The sequence below is a fragment of the Leucobacter sp. genome (assembly GCF_053528595.1).
Window position 1 is genome coordinate 48,141 of sequence record NZ_JAIVPF010000025.1, and the last position, 15,175, is coordinate 63,315.

At 66.1% G+C, this 15,175-nt stretch carries 21 protein-coding genes; 17 read left to right on the forward strand and 4 right to left on the reverse strand.

Going from position 1 to position 15,175, the window contains the following annotated elements; all coding sequences use genetic code 11:
* The first annotated feature begins 2 nt into the window (after window positions 1-2).
* From ACWKZU_RS04635 to ACWKZU_RS04660, 6 genes are all read left to right on the forward strand, one after another.
* Window positions 3-812: a hypothetical protein gene (locus tag ACWKZU_RS04635; protein WP_449281226.1), complete on the forward strand. Its 810-nt coding sequence runs from the start codon at window positions 3-5 to the stop codon at window positions 810-812.
* Window positions 809-1,168 carry a hypothetical protein gene (locus ACWKZU_RS04640; RefSeq protein WP_449281227.1) on the forward strand — a complete coding sequence of 120 codons (360 nt, stop codon included), beginning with the start codon at window positions 809-811 and terminating at the stop codon, window positions 1,166-1,168. The genes ACWKZU_RS04635 and ACWKZU_RS04640 overlap by 4 nt, the downstream gene beginning before the upstream one ends.
* Window positions 1,165-2,532, forward strand: a complete 1,368-nt coding sequence (locus ACWKZU_RS04645) for a replicative DNA helicase (protein WP_449281228.1) — start codon at window positions 1,165-1,167, stop codon at window positions 2,530-2,532. The genes ACWKZU_RS04640 and ACWKZU_RS04645 overlap by 4 nt, the downstream gene beginning before the upstream one ends.
* A 14-nt stretch (window positions 2,533-2,546) precedes the next feature.
* Window positions 2,547-2,792: a hypothetical protein gene (locus tag ACWKZU_RS04650; protein WP_449281229.1), complete on the forward strand. Its 246-nt coding sequence runs from the start codon at window positions 2,547-2,549 to the stop codon at window positions 2,790-2,792.
* A 175-nt stretch (window positions 2,793-2,967) separates the two neighbouring features.
* Window positions 2,968-4,500: a DNA cytosine methyltransferase gene (locus ACWKZU_RS04655; protein WP_449281230.1), complete on the forward strand. Its 1,533-nt coding sequence runs from the start codon at window positions 2,968-2,970 to the stop codon at window positions 4,498-4,500.
* A 111-nt stretch (window positions 4,501-4,611) separates the two neighbouring features.
* Window positions 4,612-4,932 (forward strand): hypothetical protein, encoded by a 321-nt coding sequence (locus ACWKZU_RS04660; protein ID WP_449281231.1) that lies wholly within the window; start codon window positions 4,612-4,614, stop codon window positions 4,930-4,932.
* 5 nt (window positions 4,933-4,937) lie between these two features.
* Here the strand turns inward: ACWKZU_RS04660 and ACWKZU_RS04665 are convergent, their stop codons facing one another.
* Both ACWKZU_RS04665 and ACWKZU_RS04670 read right to left on the reverse strand, forming a co-directional pair.
* Window positions 4,938-5,210, reverse strand: a complete 273-nt coding sequence (locus ACWKZU_RS04665) for a hypothetical protein (protein WP_449281232.1) — start codon at window positions 5,208-5,210, stop codon at window positions 4,938-4,940.
* Window positions 5,207-5,365 carry a hypothetical protein gene (locus ACWKZU_RS04670; protein ID WP_449281233.1) on the reverse strand — a complete coding sequence of 53 codons (159 nt, stop codon included), beginning with the start codon at window positions 5,363-5,365 and terminating at the stop codon, window positions 5,207-5,209. The genes ACWKZU_RS04665 and ACWKZU_RS04670 overlap by 4 nt, the downstream gene beginning before the upstream one ends.
* Window positions 5,366-5,392: 27 nt before the next feature.
* On the opposite strand from ACWKZU_RS04670, the gene ACWKZU_RS04675 reads away from it, so the two are divergent.
* Entirely contained in the window at window positions 5,393-5,887 is a 495-nt protein-coding gene (locus ACWKZU_RS04675) for a hypothetical protein (RefSeq protein WP_449281234.1), read from the forward strand.
* Window positions 5,888-5,897: 10 nt separating this feature from the next.
* Here the strand turns inward: ACWKZU_RS04675 and ACWKZU_RS04680 are convergent, their stop codons facing one another.
* Complete coding sequence (locus tag ACWKZU_RS04680) at window positions 5,898-6,170, reverse strand: hypothetical protein (RefSeq protein WP_449281235.1); 273 nt, start codon at window positions 6,168-6,170, stop codon at window positions 5,898-5,900.
* A gap of 26 nt (window positions 6,171-6,196) precedes the next feature.
* On the opposite strand from ACWKZU_RS04680, the gene ACWKZU_RS04685 reads away from it, so the two are divergent.
* The 6 genes from ACWKZU_RS04685 to ACWKZU_RS04710 all read left to right on the forward strand — a co-directional run bounded on the left by ACWKZU_RS04685 (window position 6,197) and on the right by ACWKZU_RS04710 (window position 10,476).
* Complete coding sequence (locus tag ACWKZU_RS04685; protein ID WP_449281236.1) at window positions 6,197-6,805, forward strand: hypothetical protein; 609 nt, start codon at window positions 6,197-6,199, stop codon at window positions 6,803-6,805.
* Window positions 6,802-7,071 carry a hypothetical protein gene (locus ACWKZU_RS04690; protein WP_449281237.1) on the forward strand — a complete coding sequence of 90 codons (270 nt, stop codon included), beginning with the start codon at window positions 6,802-6,804 and terminating at the stop codon, window positions 7,069-7,071. The genes ACWKZU_RS04685 and ACWKZU_RS04690 overlap by 4 nt, the downstream gene beginning before the upstream one ends.
* 228 nt (window positions 7,072-7,299) lie before the next feature.
* Complete coding sequence (locus ACWKZU_RS04695; protein WP_449281238.1) at window positions 7,300-8,037, forward strand: FxLYD domain-containing protein; 738 nt, start codon at window positions 7,300-7,302, stop codon at window positions 8,035-8,037.
* Between the two features lie 140 nt (window positions 8,038-8,177).
* Complete coding sequence (locus ACWKZU_RS04700; RefSeq protein WP_449281239.1) at window positions 8,178-8,705, forward strand: DUF1804 family protein; 528 nt, start codon at window positions 8,178-8,180, stop codon at window positions 8,703-8,705.
* Window positions 8,702-9,169 (forward strand): hypothetical protein, encoded by a 468-nt coding sequence (locus ACWKZU_RS04705; RefSeq protein WP_449281240.1) that lies wholly within the window; start codon window positions 8,702-8,704, stop codon window positions 9,167-9,169. The genes ACWKZU_RS04700 and ACWKZU_RS04705 overlap by 4 nt, the downstream gene beginning before the upstream one ends.
* Window positions 9,170-9,189: 20 nt before the next feature.
* Window positions 9,190-10,476 (forward strand): PBSX family phage terminase large subunit, encoded by a 1,287-nt coding sequence (locus ACWKZU_RS04710; RefSeq protein ID WP_449281241.1) that lies wholly within the window; start codon window positions 9,190-9,192, stop codon window positions 10,474-10,476.
* Here the strand turns inward: ACWKZU_RS04710 and ACWKZU_RS04715 are convergent.
* On the reverse strand, window positions 10,473-10,784 hold the full coding sequence (locus ACWKZU_RS04715) for a hypothetical protein (RefSeq protein ID WP_449281242.1): 312 nt from the start codon (window positions 10,782-10,784) through the stop codon (window positions 10,473-10,475). The genes ACWKZU_RS04710 and ACWKZU_RS04715 overlap by 4 nt on opposite strands.
* A 34-nt stretch (window positions 10,785-10,818) precedes the next feature.
* On the opposite strand from ACWKZU_RS04715, the gene ACWKZU_RS04720 reads away from it, so the two are divergent.
* The 4 genes from ACWKZU_RS04720 (at window position 10,819) to ACWKZU_RS04735 (ending at window position 15,162) form a co-directional block, all read left to right on the forward strand.
* Window positions 10,819-12,420 (forward strand): phage portal protein, encoded by a 1,602-nt coding sequence (locus tag ACWKZU_RS04720; protein WP_449281243.1) that lies wholly within the window; start codon window positions 10,819-10,821, stop codon window positions 12,418-12,420.
* A 3-nt stretch (window positions 12,421-12,423) separates the two neighbouring features.
* Entirely contained in the window at window positions 12,424-12,729 is a 306-nt protein-coding gene (locus ACWKZU_RS04725; RefSeq protein WP_449281244.1) for a hypothetical protein, read from the forward strand.
* Between the two features lie 15 nt (window positions 12,730-12,744).
* The gene (locus ACWKZU_RS04730; RefSeq protein ID WP_449281245.1) at window positions 12,745-14,340 is read left to right on the forward strand and encodes a phage minor capsid protein; all 1,596 of its coding nucleotides are present in this window, start codon (window positions 12,745-12,747) and stop codon (window positions 14,338-14,340) included.
* A gap of 132 nt (window positions 14,341-14,472) precedes the next feature.
* Window positions 14,473-15,162, forward strand: coding sequence for a hypothetical protein (locus ACWKZU_RS04735; RefSeq protein WP_449281246.1), 690 nt, complete (start codon window positions 14,473-14,475; stop codon window positions 15,160-15,162).
* Window positions 15,163-15,175 lie beyond the last annotated feature (13 nt).

Genomic DNA, 15,175 nt, shown 5'->3' on the forward strand with positions numbered 1-15,175 from the left:
AAGTGGCGAAGATCCGGAGCCTGAAGCCTGAGTTCTTCAGCAGCGAGCAAATCGTGAGCGTCTCGATCCCCGCGCGTTATCTCTTCGAGGGCATCTGGGTGTTTGGAGACGACGAGGGACTGATCAAGCATTCCCCGATGTCGCTGAAGATGAAGGTCTTCCCCGGCGACTCGATCGAGGTCGAACCGCTGATCTCCGAGCTTCTCCGCGAGGGCCTCGTAGTCGAGGTCGAGTCTGAGCAGGGCCCCTTGCTCTGGGCTCCGAACGTCCAGGTGCACCAGTCGCCGAAGCGACCGACCCCAACGAAGTTCGCGAGCGTCTCCGCACCGTTCACCCCACGCTATTCCGCACCTCAGAGCCGAAATGTTCCCCCCGCGCAGGGAACACGAGGGGAACCCGGCACCCCCGCGACACCCCCCAATCCCCCGCATGTGGCCCTGGAGAGGAGAGGAGAGGAGGGGAAAGGAGAGGAGAGGAGTACTTCTCTGTCGCCGGATAAATCCGACGACGCCTTCCCCATCCCAGAGGAGTGGCGACCCAACCAGGATCACTGCGATAAGGCAGCGGCTCTCCACCTCGACGTCGTGCACGAGTACAACCGTTTCCGCGAGCACGCGGAGCGCAAGCACCGACGTCTGAAGAACTGGAATGCCGGGTTCACTAACTGGCTCAGAAAGCAAGCCGAGTTCGCGCAGGAGCGGCGGGGATCTCAGCCCGTTCGTCGTGCGCCAGCAGTACAGGACAACCTCGCTCGCCTCGCTCAGCTTGAGGCCGAAGAGCAATCACACCACCAGCAAGGAATTGAGAAATGAAGAAATCTGAGGTCCTGAAGATCCTCACGATCGCATCAGCGTTCGATAGCCGGCGTCCTACCGACGAGCAGATCGAGGCGTGGTTCTCCGTGATCGGAGACCTACCGTTCCGTGAAGCGGAGATCGCCGTCCGAGAGCACTTCCGCACTTCGCGTGAGTACTTCATGCCGGTGCATGTCATCGAGGGCGTCCAGGCCGTGCTCGCCGAGCAGGCGTGGGAGCCACCGGCACTCACCCCCGAAGAACAGCAGTTGTGCGCGGCAGCCGGCGTCCCTGCTGAGGAGTTCGTCGAACGGCGTGACGACTCGGAGTGGATCACGCACCTGCGCTCGAAGTGGATGGGGATCGAATCGTGAATGACTACGACCCCACGACCGAGGATCCCTGGGGCCCTCAACCCTCGGGGCAGGAGCGGACCGCGCCGCACGATCACGTGGCGGAGCAGTCGGTGCTCGGGTCGATGATGCTCTCGGCGCGCGCGCTCGCTGAGGTGTCCGACATGCTCGCCGGCCGGGACTTCTACGAGCCCGCACACGAGACCATCTTCGAAGCCGCCCGGGCGGTCGCCGCGGCGGGTAGCCCGGTGGATCAGATCACGGTGGGCGACGAACTTGCGCGCACCGGCAAGGCCTCCGAGATCCCTCAAGGTGCCGGCTACGTGCACGAGCTGGTGTCGATCGTGCCAACGGCGTCGAACGCGGCGTTCTACGCGGAGATCGTTCGCGAGAAGGCCGTGCATCGGCGCCTGATCGAGTTCGGCGAGAAGACCGCGCGCGCCGGCTACCTCGGTGAAGGTGACCCGAGCGATCAGATCGAGACGCTGCGCGCGGAGATGGAAGGACTGCTCGGTGAGCGGACCGTATCGATCAACCCGATCTCGATGTCGTGGGATTCGTACACGGCGAAGCTCGCGGCACCCCCGACCTATGTGCCGACGCCGTGGCACGAGATCAACGATCTGATCGGCGGCCTGAGTCCGGGCGGCCTGTACATCGTCGGCGCTCGTCCTGGTGGCGGCAAGTCGAACGTCGGCTTACAGCTTGCCGCGGAGCTCGCCGAGCGCGGACCGGTCGCCTATTCGGCGTTGGAGATGAGCTCGGAGCAGATGCTCGAGCGTCTGATCGCGCAGCGCGGGCAGATCCCGATGTCTTCACTAACCAGGCACGACCTCTCCGCGGGGGACGCCGCACAACTCGGTCTCGTGCGTCCCCAGATCGAACGGCTCCCCTTGTTCGTCGACGACCGCTCGGGCGTGACCGTGCAGCAGGTGAAGGCATTCGCCCGTGGCGTCGCTCGGAAGGGGGAGATCGCGGGCGTGGTGATCGACTACCTGCAGTTGATCTCGTCGCACGACAAGCGCATGAAGATCCACGAGGTCGTCGGCGAGATCGCCCGCCAGTTGAAGGTGCTCGCCCGCGAGCTGGACTGCCCGGTGATCGCGCTCGCCCAGCTCAATCGCGATTCCGTGCAGGTGAAGGGCCCGAAGGCGCAGCAGACGCAGCGTCCGCCGACCCTCGCGGATCTGTCGAAGTCGGATGACATCGGTCAGCACGCCGACGTCGTCCTGATGCTGCAGCGGAAGCTCGAGGCCGATGGGGAGCCCGGGGACGTGCTGGAGATGTACGTGGCGAAGAACCGTCACGGCCGTGTTGGACGCCGGCGACTGCGCTGGGAGGGCCGCTTCGCGCGGGTCACCTCTCAGCCGCTCGGCTTGTACTGAGGAAGGAACGAATCATGGCGATTCAGGAAACGATCACGGTCGAGTTGGCCGAGGTCACCGTCGACGACGACTACCGCGTCGAGCTCACGCAGTTGCGCAAGGTGCAGGACTACTCCCCTGAGCAGGCGCGCGATCTCGCGAACGATCTCGTGAACGCGGCGGACAACGCCGAGCGGATGCTCGCCGAGCATGTCGCTGAGCGGCGCGACCGAATGACGTCGGCGGCGCCGCGCACGGTCACCGGGGAGGTCGTGCTGTGAAGGCGTCGGACCGCACCTGCATGCTCAGCTACCGGAACGGCGAAGGCTACTGCGGCCGCACCTCCTCACCGATCGTCACAGCCGGGTCGACGTGCGAGGACTGTCACGCGGCGTTCCGTGCCGACCAGCGGGCGGAGAAGGCAGCTTTGGACGCCCGGTTTGAAGGCGGCACACGATGAGCATCCTCACGCTCGGTTCGCTGTGCTCGGGATACGGGGGTCTCGACATCGCCGCGGAGCAGCTGCTGGACGCGCGCACGATCTGGTGCGCCGAGTTCGAGGACGCCCCCTCACGGGTGCTCGAGGCACGCTTCCCGGACGTGCCGAACGTGCATGACGTGAAGCGCATCCCGTGGTGGATCATGGCTCCGATCGACGTGATGACGGCCGGCTACCCGTGCCAACCGTTCAGCCTCGCCGGTGCTCGCAAGGGCGAGGACGACGAGCGGCACCTGTGGCCGTCGATCGCGGAGGGGATCCGCATCATGCGCCCCCGCCATGTGCTCCTCGAGAACGTCCGCGGTCACCTGAGCCTCGGCTTCGACCAGGTGCTCCACGACCTCAACGCGCTCGGCTACGCGGTGGTGTGGCGGATCCTCGCCGCGTCCGCGGTCGGCGCCTGCCATCGGCGCGAGCGACTCTGGATATACGCGCAGCCGGCCAAGCACGTCAAGCCCGGGGTGTCGCCGGTGCTCGCGGTCGCAGGCCCGGAGGGGTGGCTGGACGCGGAGGAGGATCTCTTCGGCGACCGGCTCCCGTGGTCGGGGAAGCTCCCGCCCGCAGGTGTCATGCACTCGGGCGAGATCCGAGCCATCTCGATGCCGCAACCCGCCGTGGAGGGTCCGCTGTTCCCGACCCCGAATGCTCAGGTCTCGAACGACGGAGAGGGCCCGGAGACCTGGCTTGCTCGCCGCGAGAAGGTGAAGGCGCGGGGCATCAACGGGAACGGGATGGGGATGCCGCTCTCGATCGCCGTGCAGCTGCTCCCGACGACCACCGCAGCAGACGCGCACTCGTCGGGTGGCTCCTGCGAAGCGAACACGACGCTCACGGCTGCGATCGGGCGCACCGATTTCGGAACGAAGCCGAACGAGCGACTGTTGCCGACGCCGAAGACTACGGACAGCCACCATTCGTCTCCCGCTGACGCGAACCGTCGCGCCCCGGGCATGCGCGCGATCGCGGCGCTGCTTCCGACGCCGGATGCCTACCAGGGCAGCCGTGGCGGATCGCAGGATCCCGAGAAGCGGAGAGCGGGCGGGCACACGGTTTCTCTCGCGGACGTGCTTGAGAAAGGTGCGGACCTGTTGCCGACCCCGCGCTCAAGCGATGCATCACATGGAGGCCCGAATCAGCGCGACTCGCGAGGCGGCCTCACCATCAGCAGCGCGGTGCAGCCGGCGCGCTGGGGCAAGTACGCGGCCGCGATCGACCGCCACACCCTGATACTCGGCCGCGACGCTCCTGCCCCAACGCAGCCGAACTCGAAGGGCAACCCGGAACTCGCGGCCCCGTTCGAGGAGTGGATGATGTGCCTCCCCGCCGGCTGGGTCACCGACCCGACCCTCTGGTCGCACCTCACCCCACGGAAGGCGCGTGAGGCGCAGCTGAAGATGCTCGGCAACGGGGTCGTCTGGGTCTGCGCGCTCGCCGCATACCGCAGCCTCGCCACGGTGGCCGCGCCGACACGGGAGGCAGTGGCCGCATGACTCTCACCCCGCTTGAGTTCGAAGCTCTCGCCCGTCTCGGGGTGTCTGCTCGGGCTCTCGAAACCCACGACCAGGCCTATGCGGTGAAGACCGCGACCGAAAGGAAAGACGATGACCACTGAACGAACCGACCACGCCGCCGAGGCGCTGCGCGTATTGCAGCTTCCCACGTCGATCGAAGATGCGACGGAGGCCAACGCCCTGGCTTACGCCCAGGTCCACGCGACGCTCGCTCTCGTGGAACAGCAGCGCATCCAGAACCTCATCGCGCTATGCGGGAGCGAGGTCGAAGTGAATATGCTCGGCCGATCGGTCTCCTTCCTGGCGCTCGGCGTACAGGAGAAGGTGGGGACACCCGAGAACGGGTTCATCCGCCGGCACCTCAACCCCGACATCGGGGCGGCTCTCGGTATCGAGGAGGTGCAGTCGTGACTGTCTCAAGCCACGGTGCGGGTGACGCGCACCACGAGCAATCCCACGGCGACGACCAGTTCGAGGTAGGCGAACACGAGCCCCACGATCCCGGCCCACAGCAGGGATCCGCGACGGCGGGCGGCTCGATGTCCGATCGCGACCGCGATGATCCCTACCCCGATGCAGATGAGGTAGTCGACGGGGCCGCCGGGCAGCGCGAACAGGACCACGTGGGCGAGGACCCCTGCGGCGAGGGCCGCGAGGTGAAGGCCGCGATGGTCGGTTGTGGCGGTCAATGCAGGCGGCCCGACTCTCGCTGCTCCTCAGAGTGCGCGCGAAGAGCCGAGAGGACTGCGGTCCGGATGACGGCGTACAGGAGGAGCCAGAAGAACAGGAATCCGAGGATCGCTGCGGCGATCTGTATGACGAGCAAGAGCTGCATGTTGTCCATGCGCACAGACTACCGAGAGGCGAGACCATGACCCCCACCCCTGATACCCCGAACCCCACCCCGGAGGAGAGGGCTGACGAAGCGATTGCGCGGATCGTCGCCGACGCAATGGACGACTCCTGGCAGGACGACGAGGAGTATGCTCACGCGCCCGACGAGATCGTTCGACGCCTCCGCGAGGCAGGCAAGCTCGTGGCCGCTCCCACCGAGAATGTCCGTGATCCCGAGATGACGGACGATTCGTCCCCGAGTCTGTCTGGGATTCCCACCGAGGAGCAGATCGAACGGGCGCACGCGATCAATGGCGTTCGCGAGATGGAGCGAGCGTTCGTCACGAGCGAGTGGGGCACGGTTGTGCGCAAGCTCGACGTGATCGAGATGCTGCGCGGCCTCCCGGCTACTGGTCTCGCTCTGGGGCGGGTAAGCACACACGATCGCGAGATCTCGAGCAACACAAACAAGTCACGGCGGCCCTCACCGCGTGATTGCGATGAAAGCCGCCGTGATGAACAGGCTAGTTGACGGAGAGAACTTAGCGCTCGAGATGTGCGCCGGGTACGGGGTAGTTGTGCAGGTTGATGCGACCGTGATGAAGACCCGAGCAGAGCTCAGTGAGTACGCCTACCAAGCTGTGGACGGCATCCGCGAGCTCCTTGACGGCAGGAGTAGCGCTCTCAGCTTCGGCGGCGCGGGTGGCAAGGGTCCCCGCCAGAGAGACGTGTTCGTAGTCGATCGACACCACGCGGTTCGGGTCATTCGCAAGCGAAACGGCAGGGGATTCAAGTCCTATCTCAAGATATGTCATATCCGAACCATACCCGGGAGAAGGCGATGAACACCACTGAGCGCACCTGGTCTGAGCATTTTGCCTGGCACCTCCGCCAGGCCCCGTTCCAGCTCCTGCACATGCGCGAACTCGCCGAAACGACGGTCGGGGCCCAGGACACCGCCGCGGTGAAAGTCGCCGGCGGCTCCGAGCAGGCACGCCTCCCCTACCGGGTGGATCCCGCCGACGACGCCGACCTCCTCTACGCCACCCTCATCATCTTCGGACGGGAGGTCGCGGAGAAGGTCGGAGGGGCCTCACCCCGGCCGCTACGCGAGCGCATGTGGCGGGGACGGAACGAACCCCAGGGGCTCCCCCTCTGCCGCCCTGACGAGGCGTTCGCGCTCTCCACCGAGATCATCACCTGGCTCCTCGCGTGCACCCACCAGATCGCCCACGACGGGACGTTGAACTCGGCGCCGGACGACCTCATTGACGTCATCCGCGACATGCGCCGCCGCTACCCGAGAGCCGAACCCAGGTTCAAGGCCTACCGGCCTCGACCCTGCCCCACCTGCGGAGAACGCACCGTCCTCCCCATCTGGGATGCGGACGGGCTCACCGGCGCGAGGTGCGACACCTGCGGGCAGGCCTGGGAGAAGAAACCCGCATGACCCAAGACCGCCCCTGGTACACATACCGGCAAGCCGCCAAGCGCACCGGGAAACACGTCCAGACGATGAAGAAGTGGCGGCAGCGCTCGTCCACTGGATGGTCGTGGGATGACCAGGGGCGCCGCGTAGTCGAACACCACGCTCTCCTCGCTTACTGGCGGGGCTGCATCGAGCGCGACAACCGCAACCGAGGCATCACCCAGGACGTTCCACTGTTCGCCGACGACTTCTTCGAAACCGAGGATACGACGGGCGACACGCCGTGAGACCGAACATTTCACACCCGAAGGGGGTACCGCTTAACTTAAGTATCGAGCAAGTGGGCCGGAACGCGACGAATCGTCGAGTCACCGGCCCTTTCTCATTCCTTCCGGTCGCGGTGTGCACGGGCAAGGGATCCCATAGCCCGTGCACATCGTCGGATCTGTAACTAATTCATCACAGAATCCAACATGTGTGAATTGGGGCGTGACGGGGTCTGGCATGCTTCATCCATGACTTTCCCTCAGAATCCCGAACCTCCCGCACAGCCTCCCGCAACACAGCAGTACGCGCCCCCGCAGCAGCAGCCCGCCGCGCCGCGTCGACCGAACGGCCTCGCACTCACCGCCCTGATCGTAGGCATCGTCGCCTTCCTCCTCGGCCTCGTTCCCGTGCTGGGCATCATCCTCGGCCTCGTTGGCCTCGGGTTCGGCATCTTCGCACTTGTCAAGAAGCAGCCCAAGGGTCTCGCGCTCACCGGCACGATCCTCGCCGGATGCGCCATCATCGCATCTATCGCCACCACAGCAGGCATGAACGCTATGTTCAGCTCTCTCCCCGAGACCACCACGAAAGCGGCGGAGGAGATCAAAGCGCCGGCACCCGAAGATGCCGATGAGCCCGCCGAAGAAGCCGCGCCAGAACCCACCGAGGAACCGGAGCCCGAAGCCGAGCCCGAAGCGGAACCCAAGGAGCGACTCACCCTCGACGAAGGATGGGAAGTCGGCACCGACGATTTCGGCGTCTCCACAATTGTTAGAGGGTACGTCTCCAACAACAGCGACAAAGCGGTAACGAACTACATTCAGATCACCTTCGACACCTTGGACGCAGCAGGAGCAAACCTCGGCACCTGCATAGCCAACACGAACACCATCGACGCCAACGGCAAGTGGAAGTTCGAGGCATACTGCTTCGACACGACCGGCGACATCGCAGACGTCAGGTTCAAGGAGATCACAGGCTTCTGATCGCCAAACGCTGTCTCACCACCATCTGAGCCCCGGAGCCTCACGGCCTCGGGGCTCAGTCATTCCCTCAGGACAATCGCCGCGCGACGCACGAGTCCGCGGGACTTCGGCATTCTCAAATCACATTCGAGGAGGACGCCTTGGCCAAGAGCGCGGGACGTCCCGATCCGAAACGCGCACTTCTGCGCAAGCTGCACGCGCAGGAGAAGTCGGTGCGTGAGATCGCGGAGGCGCTCGGCATCTCGAAATCGACGGTGTCGCGGTGGGCGAAGGAGGATGGCCTCGCGTTCGACCGGGCACGCACGGCGCAGGCGGTGGCCGCGCACGCGATCGATCTGGCGGCGGGTCGTCAGCGTCTCGCGGAGAAGATGCTGCACCGTGCTGAGCAGTTGCTCGACAGTCTCGACGGCACGTACCTCGTGTACTCGTTCGGTGGCCGTGACAACACGTACTCAGAGCACACGCTCGACAAGCCTCCGGTCGAGGTGATCCGTAACGCGGTGACGACGGCGGGTATCACGTTCGACAAGCTGACGCGGATCGTGGAGAAGGATCCTGACGTGTCGGGTGCGCAGTCGGTGGTGCAGTCGCTCGAGGCCGGGATCCTCGCCGCCGCGGAGGTACTACGTCAGCCGGAAATCCCAACTCAAGGAGACGAAGAAGCATGACCAGCACGACCAACCCGACAGCGGCGATCCACGAACTCGTCGACGTGCTCACCGAGCAGCGGAACGAAGCTCAGCGCCAAGCCCTCATGCACGAGGACCGCGCCGAGGCTGACCGCCTCCTCGCCCTCGTGCGCCGGGTCTCCGAGACCGACCAAGCGCGACTCACGCACGGCATCATGCTCGTCCCCGGCGAGCAGTACGCGAAGCTCCGCGACGCTCACGACAACGCCGATCGAGTCCGTGGCGACCTGAACGAGGCACGCAGTGAGCGCGACTGGTGGCGTGACGAAGCCCGTAGCGCGGCAATACGGCCAGGCGTGACAGCCAGCTTCGAGCGCAAACCTCGGAACCTGCGCGGCGAACAGCTCCTCGACCTCATCGAAACCATCAAGGAGACCGGCGGCACCGTCGAGGTCCACGGTGTGAAGATTCAGCGTTGCGACGAGCGAGGCCAGACCTACTGACCTGATCGAGGGAGGCCGCGTTGGACGCTCTGACCGGCCTCACCTCGATCATGTCGAGAGCACAACTCCTCTCGGTCGCTGACTGCACGAGCGCGAAGATCGCGCTTTGGTCTGGCGCGGTGCGCTCCGGGAAGACGTTCATCTCGCTGTTCGCGTTCCTCTTCGCCGTGCTGCGCGCACCCCGCACGGGCGTGATCATCATCGTGGGCCGTACGCTCGACACGATCAACGGCAACCTCATGTCGCTGCTCACGAACCCCGAAATCTTCGGCCCCCTCGTGAAGTACGTGAAGTACACGCCCGGCGCGAAGACGGCGACGATCCTCGGCCGCACCGTCCACCTCTACGGCGCCAACGACGCCAGCAGCGAGACGAAGATCCGCGGCCTCACCGTAAGCCTCGCCTACGTCGACGAGGCAACGATCATCCCGGAAGCGTTCTGGGACATGCTCGTCACCCGCCTCAGCGTCGACGGCGCCAGACTCCTCGCGACCACCAACCCGGGTTCGAAGTCGCACTGGCTGCGGAAGAACTGGATCCTCCAGGCCAAGGCCAAGAGCTTGATCCACTTCGCGTTCACGATGGACGACAACCCGTCGCTCTCGGACCAGTTCAAGGCCGAGATGAAGGCGTCCTATGCCGGCGTCTTCTACCAGCGCTTCATTCAAGGGCTGTGGACGAACGCCGAGGGCGCCGTCTACTCGATGTGGAACGAGGACCGGCACCTCATCAAGCACGCCGACCTCCCACCCATCGCCCGCACGCTAGCGGTCGGCATGGACTACGGCACCACCAACCCCACCGTCGCGATCCTCCTCGGCCTCACCGACGAAGAGAGGCCCCGTCTCGTCGTCATCGACGAATGGCACTATAGCGCAGCCGAGCACCACGGCGAGACGCTCCCCGACATCGAGCTCAGCAGGCTCTTCCGGGAATGGCTCGCGAAGGACCACGGCACCGACCAGGCCTACGTGCCGCCGCCCGAGTTCGTGTTCCTAGACCCCTCAGCCGCCTCCATGCGATCGCAACTCCACCACGACGGCACGACCCCGTGGGCGGCGAAGAACGACGTCCTCAAGGGCATCCAGACCATCGGCTCGCTGCTCGCCCAGGGGAAGCTGCTCGTCACCGACCGGTGCAAGCTCTTCCTCGCCGAGGTCACTGAGTACGAGTGGGACGCGAAAGCCGCCGAGGAAGGCAAGGACGAGGTCGTGAAGCGTGATGATCACGCGATGGATGCTGCCCGGTACGCGGTGCAGTCGACCGTTGGGCAGTGGCATTACGAGGTCTACGGGCTAGCTGCCTAGCGGTTGCCAAGTGTCGGGAGACCGCCAGAGGATGCCCACACACTGCGCCTCTTCTTTGCGGCCTGCTTCTTCTTACGATCAGTCGGCCGGCTCCCAGCCTTGCACCAGCGTCCGTTGCTCGCCCACTGGTGAGCAAGAAGACGACCGTCTTCGAGCTCTCGGACCTTCTGCTTGCAATTGGGGCATTCCACATAGTTCTGCGGGAGAGACGGCTTCTTCTTGCCCGAACTCTTCTTCTTCGGCGCGGCCGACACCTTGCCGAACCGCCACTCGTTCGATAGCGGGTACAGCTTCACCTTCTTCGCCATGCCAAGACCTTACCGGGAGGTACCCACAATGCCGATGCCTGCCGCGAACACTCCCTGGCCTCCGAAGGCGTGGGCCGACGCCTACGCCCAGTACGCGGAGAACGACGCCTGGCTCACGGGTGATACGAAGACCCTGCAGCAGATCTACCGCGCTGACCAGGGCCAGGCAACGCATACCCGAGGCGGGCAGCCGTACAAGGGCGGTCTCGTCGGTGCCGCGTCGCGTTTCATGTGGGGGCGCCCGGTCCCCCCGAACGATCACCGCACCCGCGTGCATCTCCCCCTCCCTGCGGATCTTGCGACGCTCGCCTCGGACCTGCAGTACTCGGATCCGCCGGTCACCGCATTCGCTGACGGGCAGGAGAAGACCCCCGAGGTCGCGCAGACCCGCCTCGACGACATCCTCAACGGCGATCAGCATCACGCGATGCTCAACAGCATGGGCGAGATCAAATCCGCGCTCGGTGCGACGGTCATCATCCCCCGGTGGGATACCGATCTCGAAGACCGTGTGTGGCTCGACTACGCCGCCGCCGACACTGTCATCCCGACGTTCCGGCACGGACGCCTCGTCGAGGTCACGCTCTGGTCTGAGTGGGTCGAAGGGCATGTGTACTGGCGGCATCTCGAGCACCACTCGCTCGGCAGCATCGAGCACGCCCTGTTCCGCGGGTCGCCGACGTCGCTCGGCCGCCAGCAGAGCCTCGAGTCACGTCCCGAGACCGCATCGTATGCGGCACTCGCGAAGACCACGACCGGCGGACGCCCCAGCGCTGCCTCGTTCGACGGTCTCACGCTCCGCATCGAGACCCAGATCGATCGGCTCACCGCCGGCTATCTGCCGAACGCTCCCGCGCTCGCGTGGCGCAAGGAGGCCGCGCTCAAGGACGCCGGACGCTCGGACTTCAACCAGCTCCCGCCCCTGTTCGATAACGCCGACGAGACGTGGTCGTCGTGGATGCGTGACCTCAAGCTCGGCGCCGGCAAGATCATCGTCCCTGAGGCCTACCTGCGCACCAACGGCCCCGGTGCTGGCGCATCGTTCGACCTCTTCCAGGAGATGTTCGTCGGGCTCAAGCTCGCAGGCGACTCAGAGAAGGCGGAACTCACCCCGCAGCAGTTCGCCATCCGCGTGCAGGAACACTCGGACACCCTCGACAAGGTGATGCTGCAGATTCTCCACAAAGCGGGCTTCTCCCCGTCGGCGTGGGGTCTCGGCGACAAGAGCGGCAACCAGGCCACCGCGACGGAGATCCAGCAGCGGGAACGTCGCACGGAGACGTCCAGGTCGAAGAAGAACCTCTACGACCGCATGGTGCTATCCCGTATGGGCTCCGTGGCGCTCGAGATTGACGGGATCCTGTTCCCTGGCAAGGGCGGCGGCCGATACGACCTCAACGTGGTGTTCCCGGACATCTCTCGCACCGACCCGAAGGTCGAGGCCGAAACGATCGGGCTACTCAAGGTCGCGGACGCGATCAGCACAGAGACCGCGGTGCGGCGCGCGAACCCCGACTGGGAGGACGACGCGATCACCGAGGAGGTGGCGCGCATCCAGAAGGTGAAGGACTCGCAGCAACCGCCGGATCCGTTCAACATCGACCGCGTCGACGAACGCGAAGGGCCAGAGGAGTAGACCGTGGAAGCGAAGCTGTACCGCAAGAAGCCCGTCCTGATCGAGGCCATGATCCTCACCCGTGAGAACGTCGATGCCGTCGCGCGATGGTGTGGCGGCCGGGTCATCCGAGAGGAGAAGGCCAGCGATCCCACCGATGTCTACGTCGCTCTCGACATACCCACGCTCGAGGGCACCATGCGCGCCCAGACCGTCGACCCATCGGGGCGCTATCCACACGGCGATGCGGTGATCAGGGGCGTGCAGGGCGAGTTCTACCCGTGCAAGCCCGACATCTTCGCCGACACCTACGACGTCGTCACCGAGTAACGAGAGGGGGTCGCCATGGTCGAGCAGTGGCCCGGCGACTCCCCCGCCGCGTGGATCGACGACATCGGCCACGCGATCGCCGAACGCTACCGCCGGATCGAGGACGCTCTCAGGGATCGCCTCGAACATCTCGCGGACCAGCACATCGCCACGCCCGCCGACCTCGCTGCACGGCACCGGGCAATCCGGGAGCTGCGCGAGCAGGCCGAGCAACTGGTGCACACCGTCAACCCCGACGACCTCGCACGGTGGGCGACCGAGCAGGCCGCGATGGGAGCGTCGGCGGAGATCTCCCGGGTACTGCTCGACTTCCCCTCCTACGCGCCCGGTGGGGTCTCAGCGCTCACCGCCGGCGGCGCCTACGCCGTCGCCGCAGTAGAGTTCGACCTTCGCGACGCACTCCGGGCGCTGAACGCGCGGATCCTGCGCGCCCCGGCCGACGCCTACCAGGCGATGACGTCAAAGCACGTGGGCTCCCTGCTCGCCGGCATGACCACGAGCCGCGCGCTGCATCGGCGGATCCTCGACGAGTACCTCGCCGACGGCATCACCGGGTTCATCGACAAGTCCGGGCGCCGGTGGACGATCGGCGCCTACTCCGAAATGGCCACCAGGAGCGCCGCAGCGCGTGCCTGGCGAGACCAGAGCGTCGCCAGCATGTCGGCGGCCGGGATCACGACGTTCACGCCCGTGATCGGATCGTCAGCATGCTCGAAGTGCGGTGCATGGCAGGGCAAGATCGTCACCGACGGCGGCCCCACCGGAACGATCACCGTCCCGCACGCGATCACCGCTGTGCCGACCGAGATCCACGTCGACGCCACCCTCGACGAGATGCGCGCTGCCGGGTGGGGACACCCCAACTGCAGGTGCACCCTCGTGCCCGGCCTCCCTGGCGGCCCGGATCCGACGCAGTACTCGACGCACGACCCGCAGAAGCAGGCCGACCGCGAGAAGCTCCGCGAACTCGAACGAGACGTGCGGCAGGCGAAGCGCGACGGCGACCCCAACGAGATCGGTGAAGCTCAAGCGAACCTGCGCCGGCACATCGACGAGACCGGTCTGATCCGCCGCGAGTACCGCGAGCAGCTCGACTTCGCAGACGGCGGCACCAGTAACCCGCGCGGACGCACCGCCCCCACGCCACCGTCCATACCTCGCGAAGAGCAGTCTTGGGAGCAGCGGCAGCGACGGCTCGGATTCCAGACCGGGCCCGGGTGGGAACTCGAACCGCATGAGGTCGAGTTCTTCGAACGGTTCACCGACGCTGGCAACGACGTACGGCTGATCCGCCGCAGCTTCACCGGGAAGCCGACGAACGACTTCCGGTGGCTCACCTTGGACGGTCTCGAGATCGAGATGAAGAGCACCAAGAACCGCGCGAAGACGATCCGGGAACGGATCTCAGACGCAGTGCGCAGCGCCTGGGAGAACCACCGCTTCGCGAAGGAGCACTTCCTCATCGACCTTGGCGAGCACGTCGCAGACGATCGGCTCCTCGCACAGCTCGCCCGCTACAACGACGGACGCACACCGGAACGGCAGATCCGTCGGCTCTGGGTGTTCAGCCGCGGCGAGCTGGTCGAAGTTTCCCTGAACACAAAGAAGTAGGGGCTATCCCGCACTTTCTCTTGGAGCTGTGCTCTCGCGCGGGGACCCCTACAGCCACCAGTGTACGCCGATCCCGGCGTCTTCACCATGCCCGCACTCAGGGCTTCACCAGATGCCGAGGAGGCACGACCCATGTTTCACCCCACGACTCGACGCCAGGGCGACCCCGTGCAGTGCGGTTGGTCGATCGGCCGGGCCCCGCTCAGGCTGCGCGGTATCCGCTTCGTCGACGGCGAGCAGGGAGGCGCTCCCGCGGCGCCCCCGGCTGGTGGCCAGGCGCCCGCAGGCGGCGAGAACCCGCCCGCCCCGAACCCGGCACAGCTCGCAGCGTTCTACGCCGCGCAGAACGGCGGCCAGGCTCCCCCGGCGGCACCGGCACCGCAGGCACCCGCGGCCCCGCAGGTGCAGCAGCTCCAAGACTTCACGCCCGAGCAGGTCAAGCAACTCATGGGCCATGCCAACGACGCCGCTCGGGATGCCGCAGCCGCTCAGGAAGCCCTCGCAGCGATGCAGCAGGAACGCGACGACGCCCAGGCCCAGCTCGCGCAGTACCAGCGTGAGAGCGCCGTACGCACGGCCGCGGGGACCGCCGCGAATGCGGACCTCCTCCTCGACAGCGCGAAGTTCCAGGCCGCCGTGAAGGACGTCGACCTCACCGACGGCGCTGCGCTCACTGCCGCCGTGGCCGCGTTCGTGAAGGACAACCCGGCCTACGCCGCGGCCCCGACCCTCCCCAACACTTCCGGCGGAACCCCCGCCGGTAGCTCGACCACCAAGCCCAACACGCTCGAGGGCGCCATCGCGGCGCGCCTCGGCGGCTAACACCTGAAAGGAG

Coding starts and splice junctions, on each gene's coding strand:
- ACWKZU_RS04670 (WP_449281233.1), bottom strand. CDS start 5,365: ATGGACAACATGCAGCTCTTGCTCGTCATACAGATCGCCGCAGCGATC.
- ACWKZU_RS04705 (WP_449281240.1), top strand. CDS start 8,702: ATGACCAGCACGACCAACCCGACAGCGGCGATCCACGAACTCGTCGAC.
- ACWKZU_RS04685 (WP_449281236.1), top strand. CDS start 6,197: ATGAACACCACTGAGCGCACCTGGTCTGAGCATTTTGCCTGGCACCTC.
- ACWKZU_RS04730 (WP_449281245.1), top strand. CDS start 12,745: ATGGTCGAGCAGTGGCCCGGCGACTCCCCCGCCGCGTGGATCGACGAC.
- ACWKZU_RS04715 (WP_449281242.1), bottom strand. CDS start 10,784: ATGGCGAAGAAGGTGAAGCTGTACCCGCTATCGAACGAGTGGCGGTTC.
- ACWKZU_RS04720 (WP_449281243.1), top strand. CDS start 10,819: ATGCCTGCCGCGAACACTCCCTGGCCTCCGAAGGCGTGGGCCGACGCC.
- ACWKZU_RS04655 (WP_449281230.1), top strand. CDS start 2,968: ATGAGCATCCTCACGCTCGGTTCGCTGTGCTCGGGATACGGGGGTCTC.
- ACWKZU_RS04695 (WP_449281238.1), top strand. CDS start 7,300: ATGACTTTCCCTCAGAATCCCGAACCTCCCGCACAGCCTCCCGCAACA.
- ACWKZU_RS04650 (WP_449281229.1), top strand. CDS start 2,547: ATGGCGATTCAGGAAACGATCACGGTCGAGTTGGCCGAGGTCACCGTC.
- ACWKZU_RS04675 (WP_449281234.1), top strand. CDS start 5,393: ATGACCCCCACCCCTGATACCCCGAACCCCACCCCGGAGGAGAGGGCT.
- ACWKZU_RS04660 (WP_449281231.1), top strand. CDS start 4,612: ATGACCACTGAACGAACCGACCACGCCGCCGAGGCGCTGCGCGTATTG.
- ACWKZU_RS04640 (WP_449281227.1), top strand. CDS start 809: ATGAAGAAATCTGAGGTCCTGAAGATCCTCACGATCGCATCAGCGTTC.
- ACWKZU_RS04690 (WP_449281237.1), top strand. CDS start 6,802: ATGACCCAAGACCGCCCCTGGTACACATACCGGCAAGCCGCCAAGCGC.
- ACWKZU_RS04735 (WP_449281246.1), top strand. CDS start 14,473: ATGTTTCACCCCACGACTCGACGCCAGGGCGACCCCGTGCAGTGCGGT.
- ACWKZU_RS04680 (WP_449281235.1), bottom strand. CDS start 6,170: ATGACATATCTTGAGATAGGACTTGAATCCCCTGCCGTTTCGCTTGCG.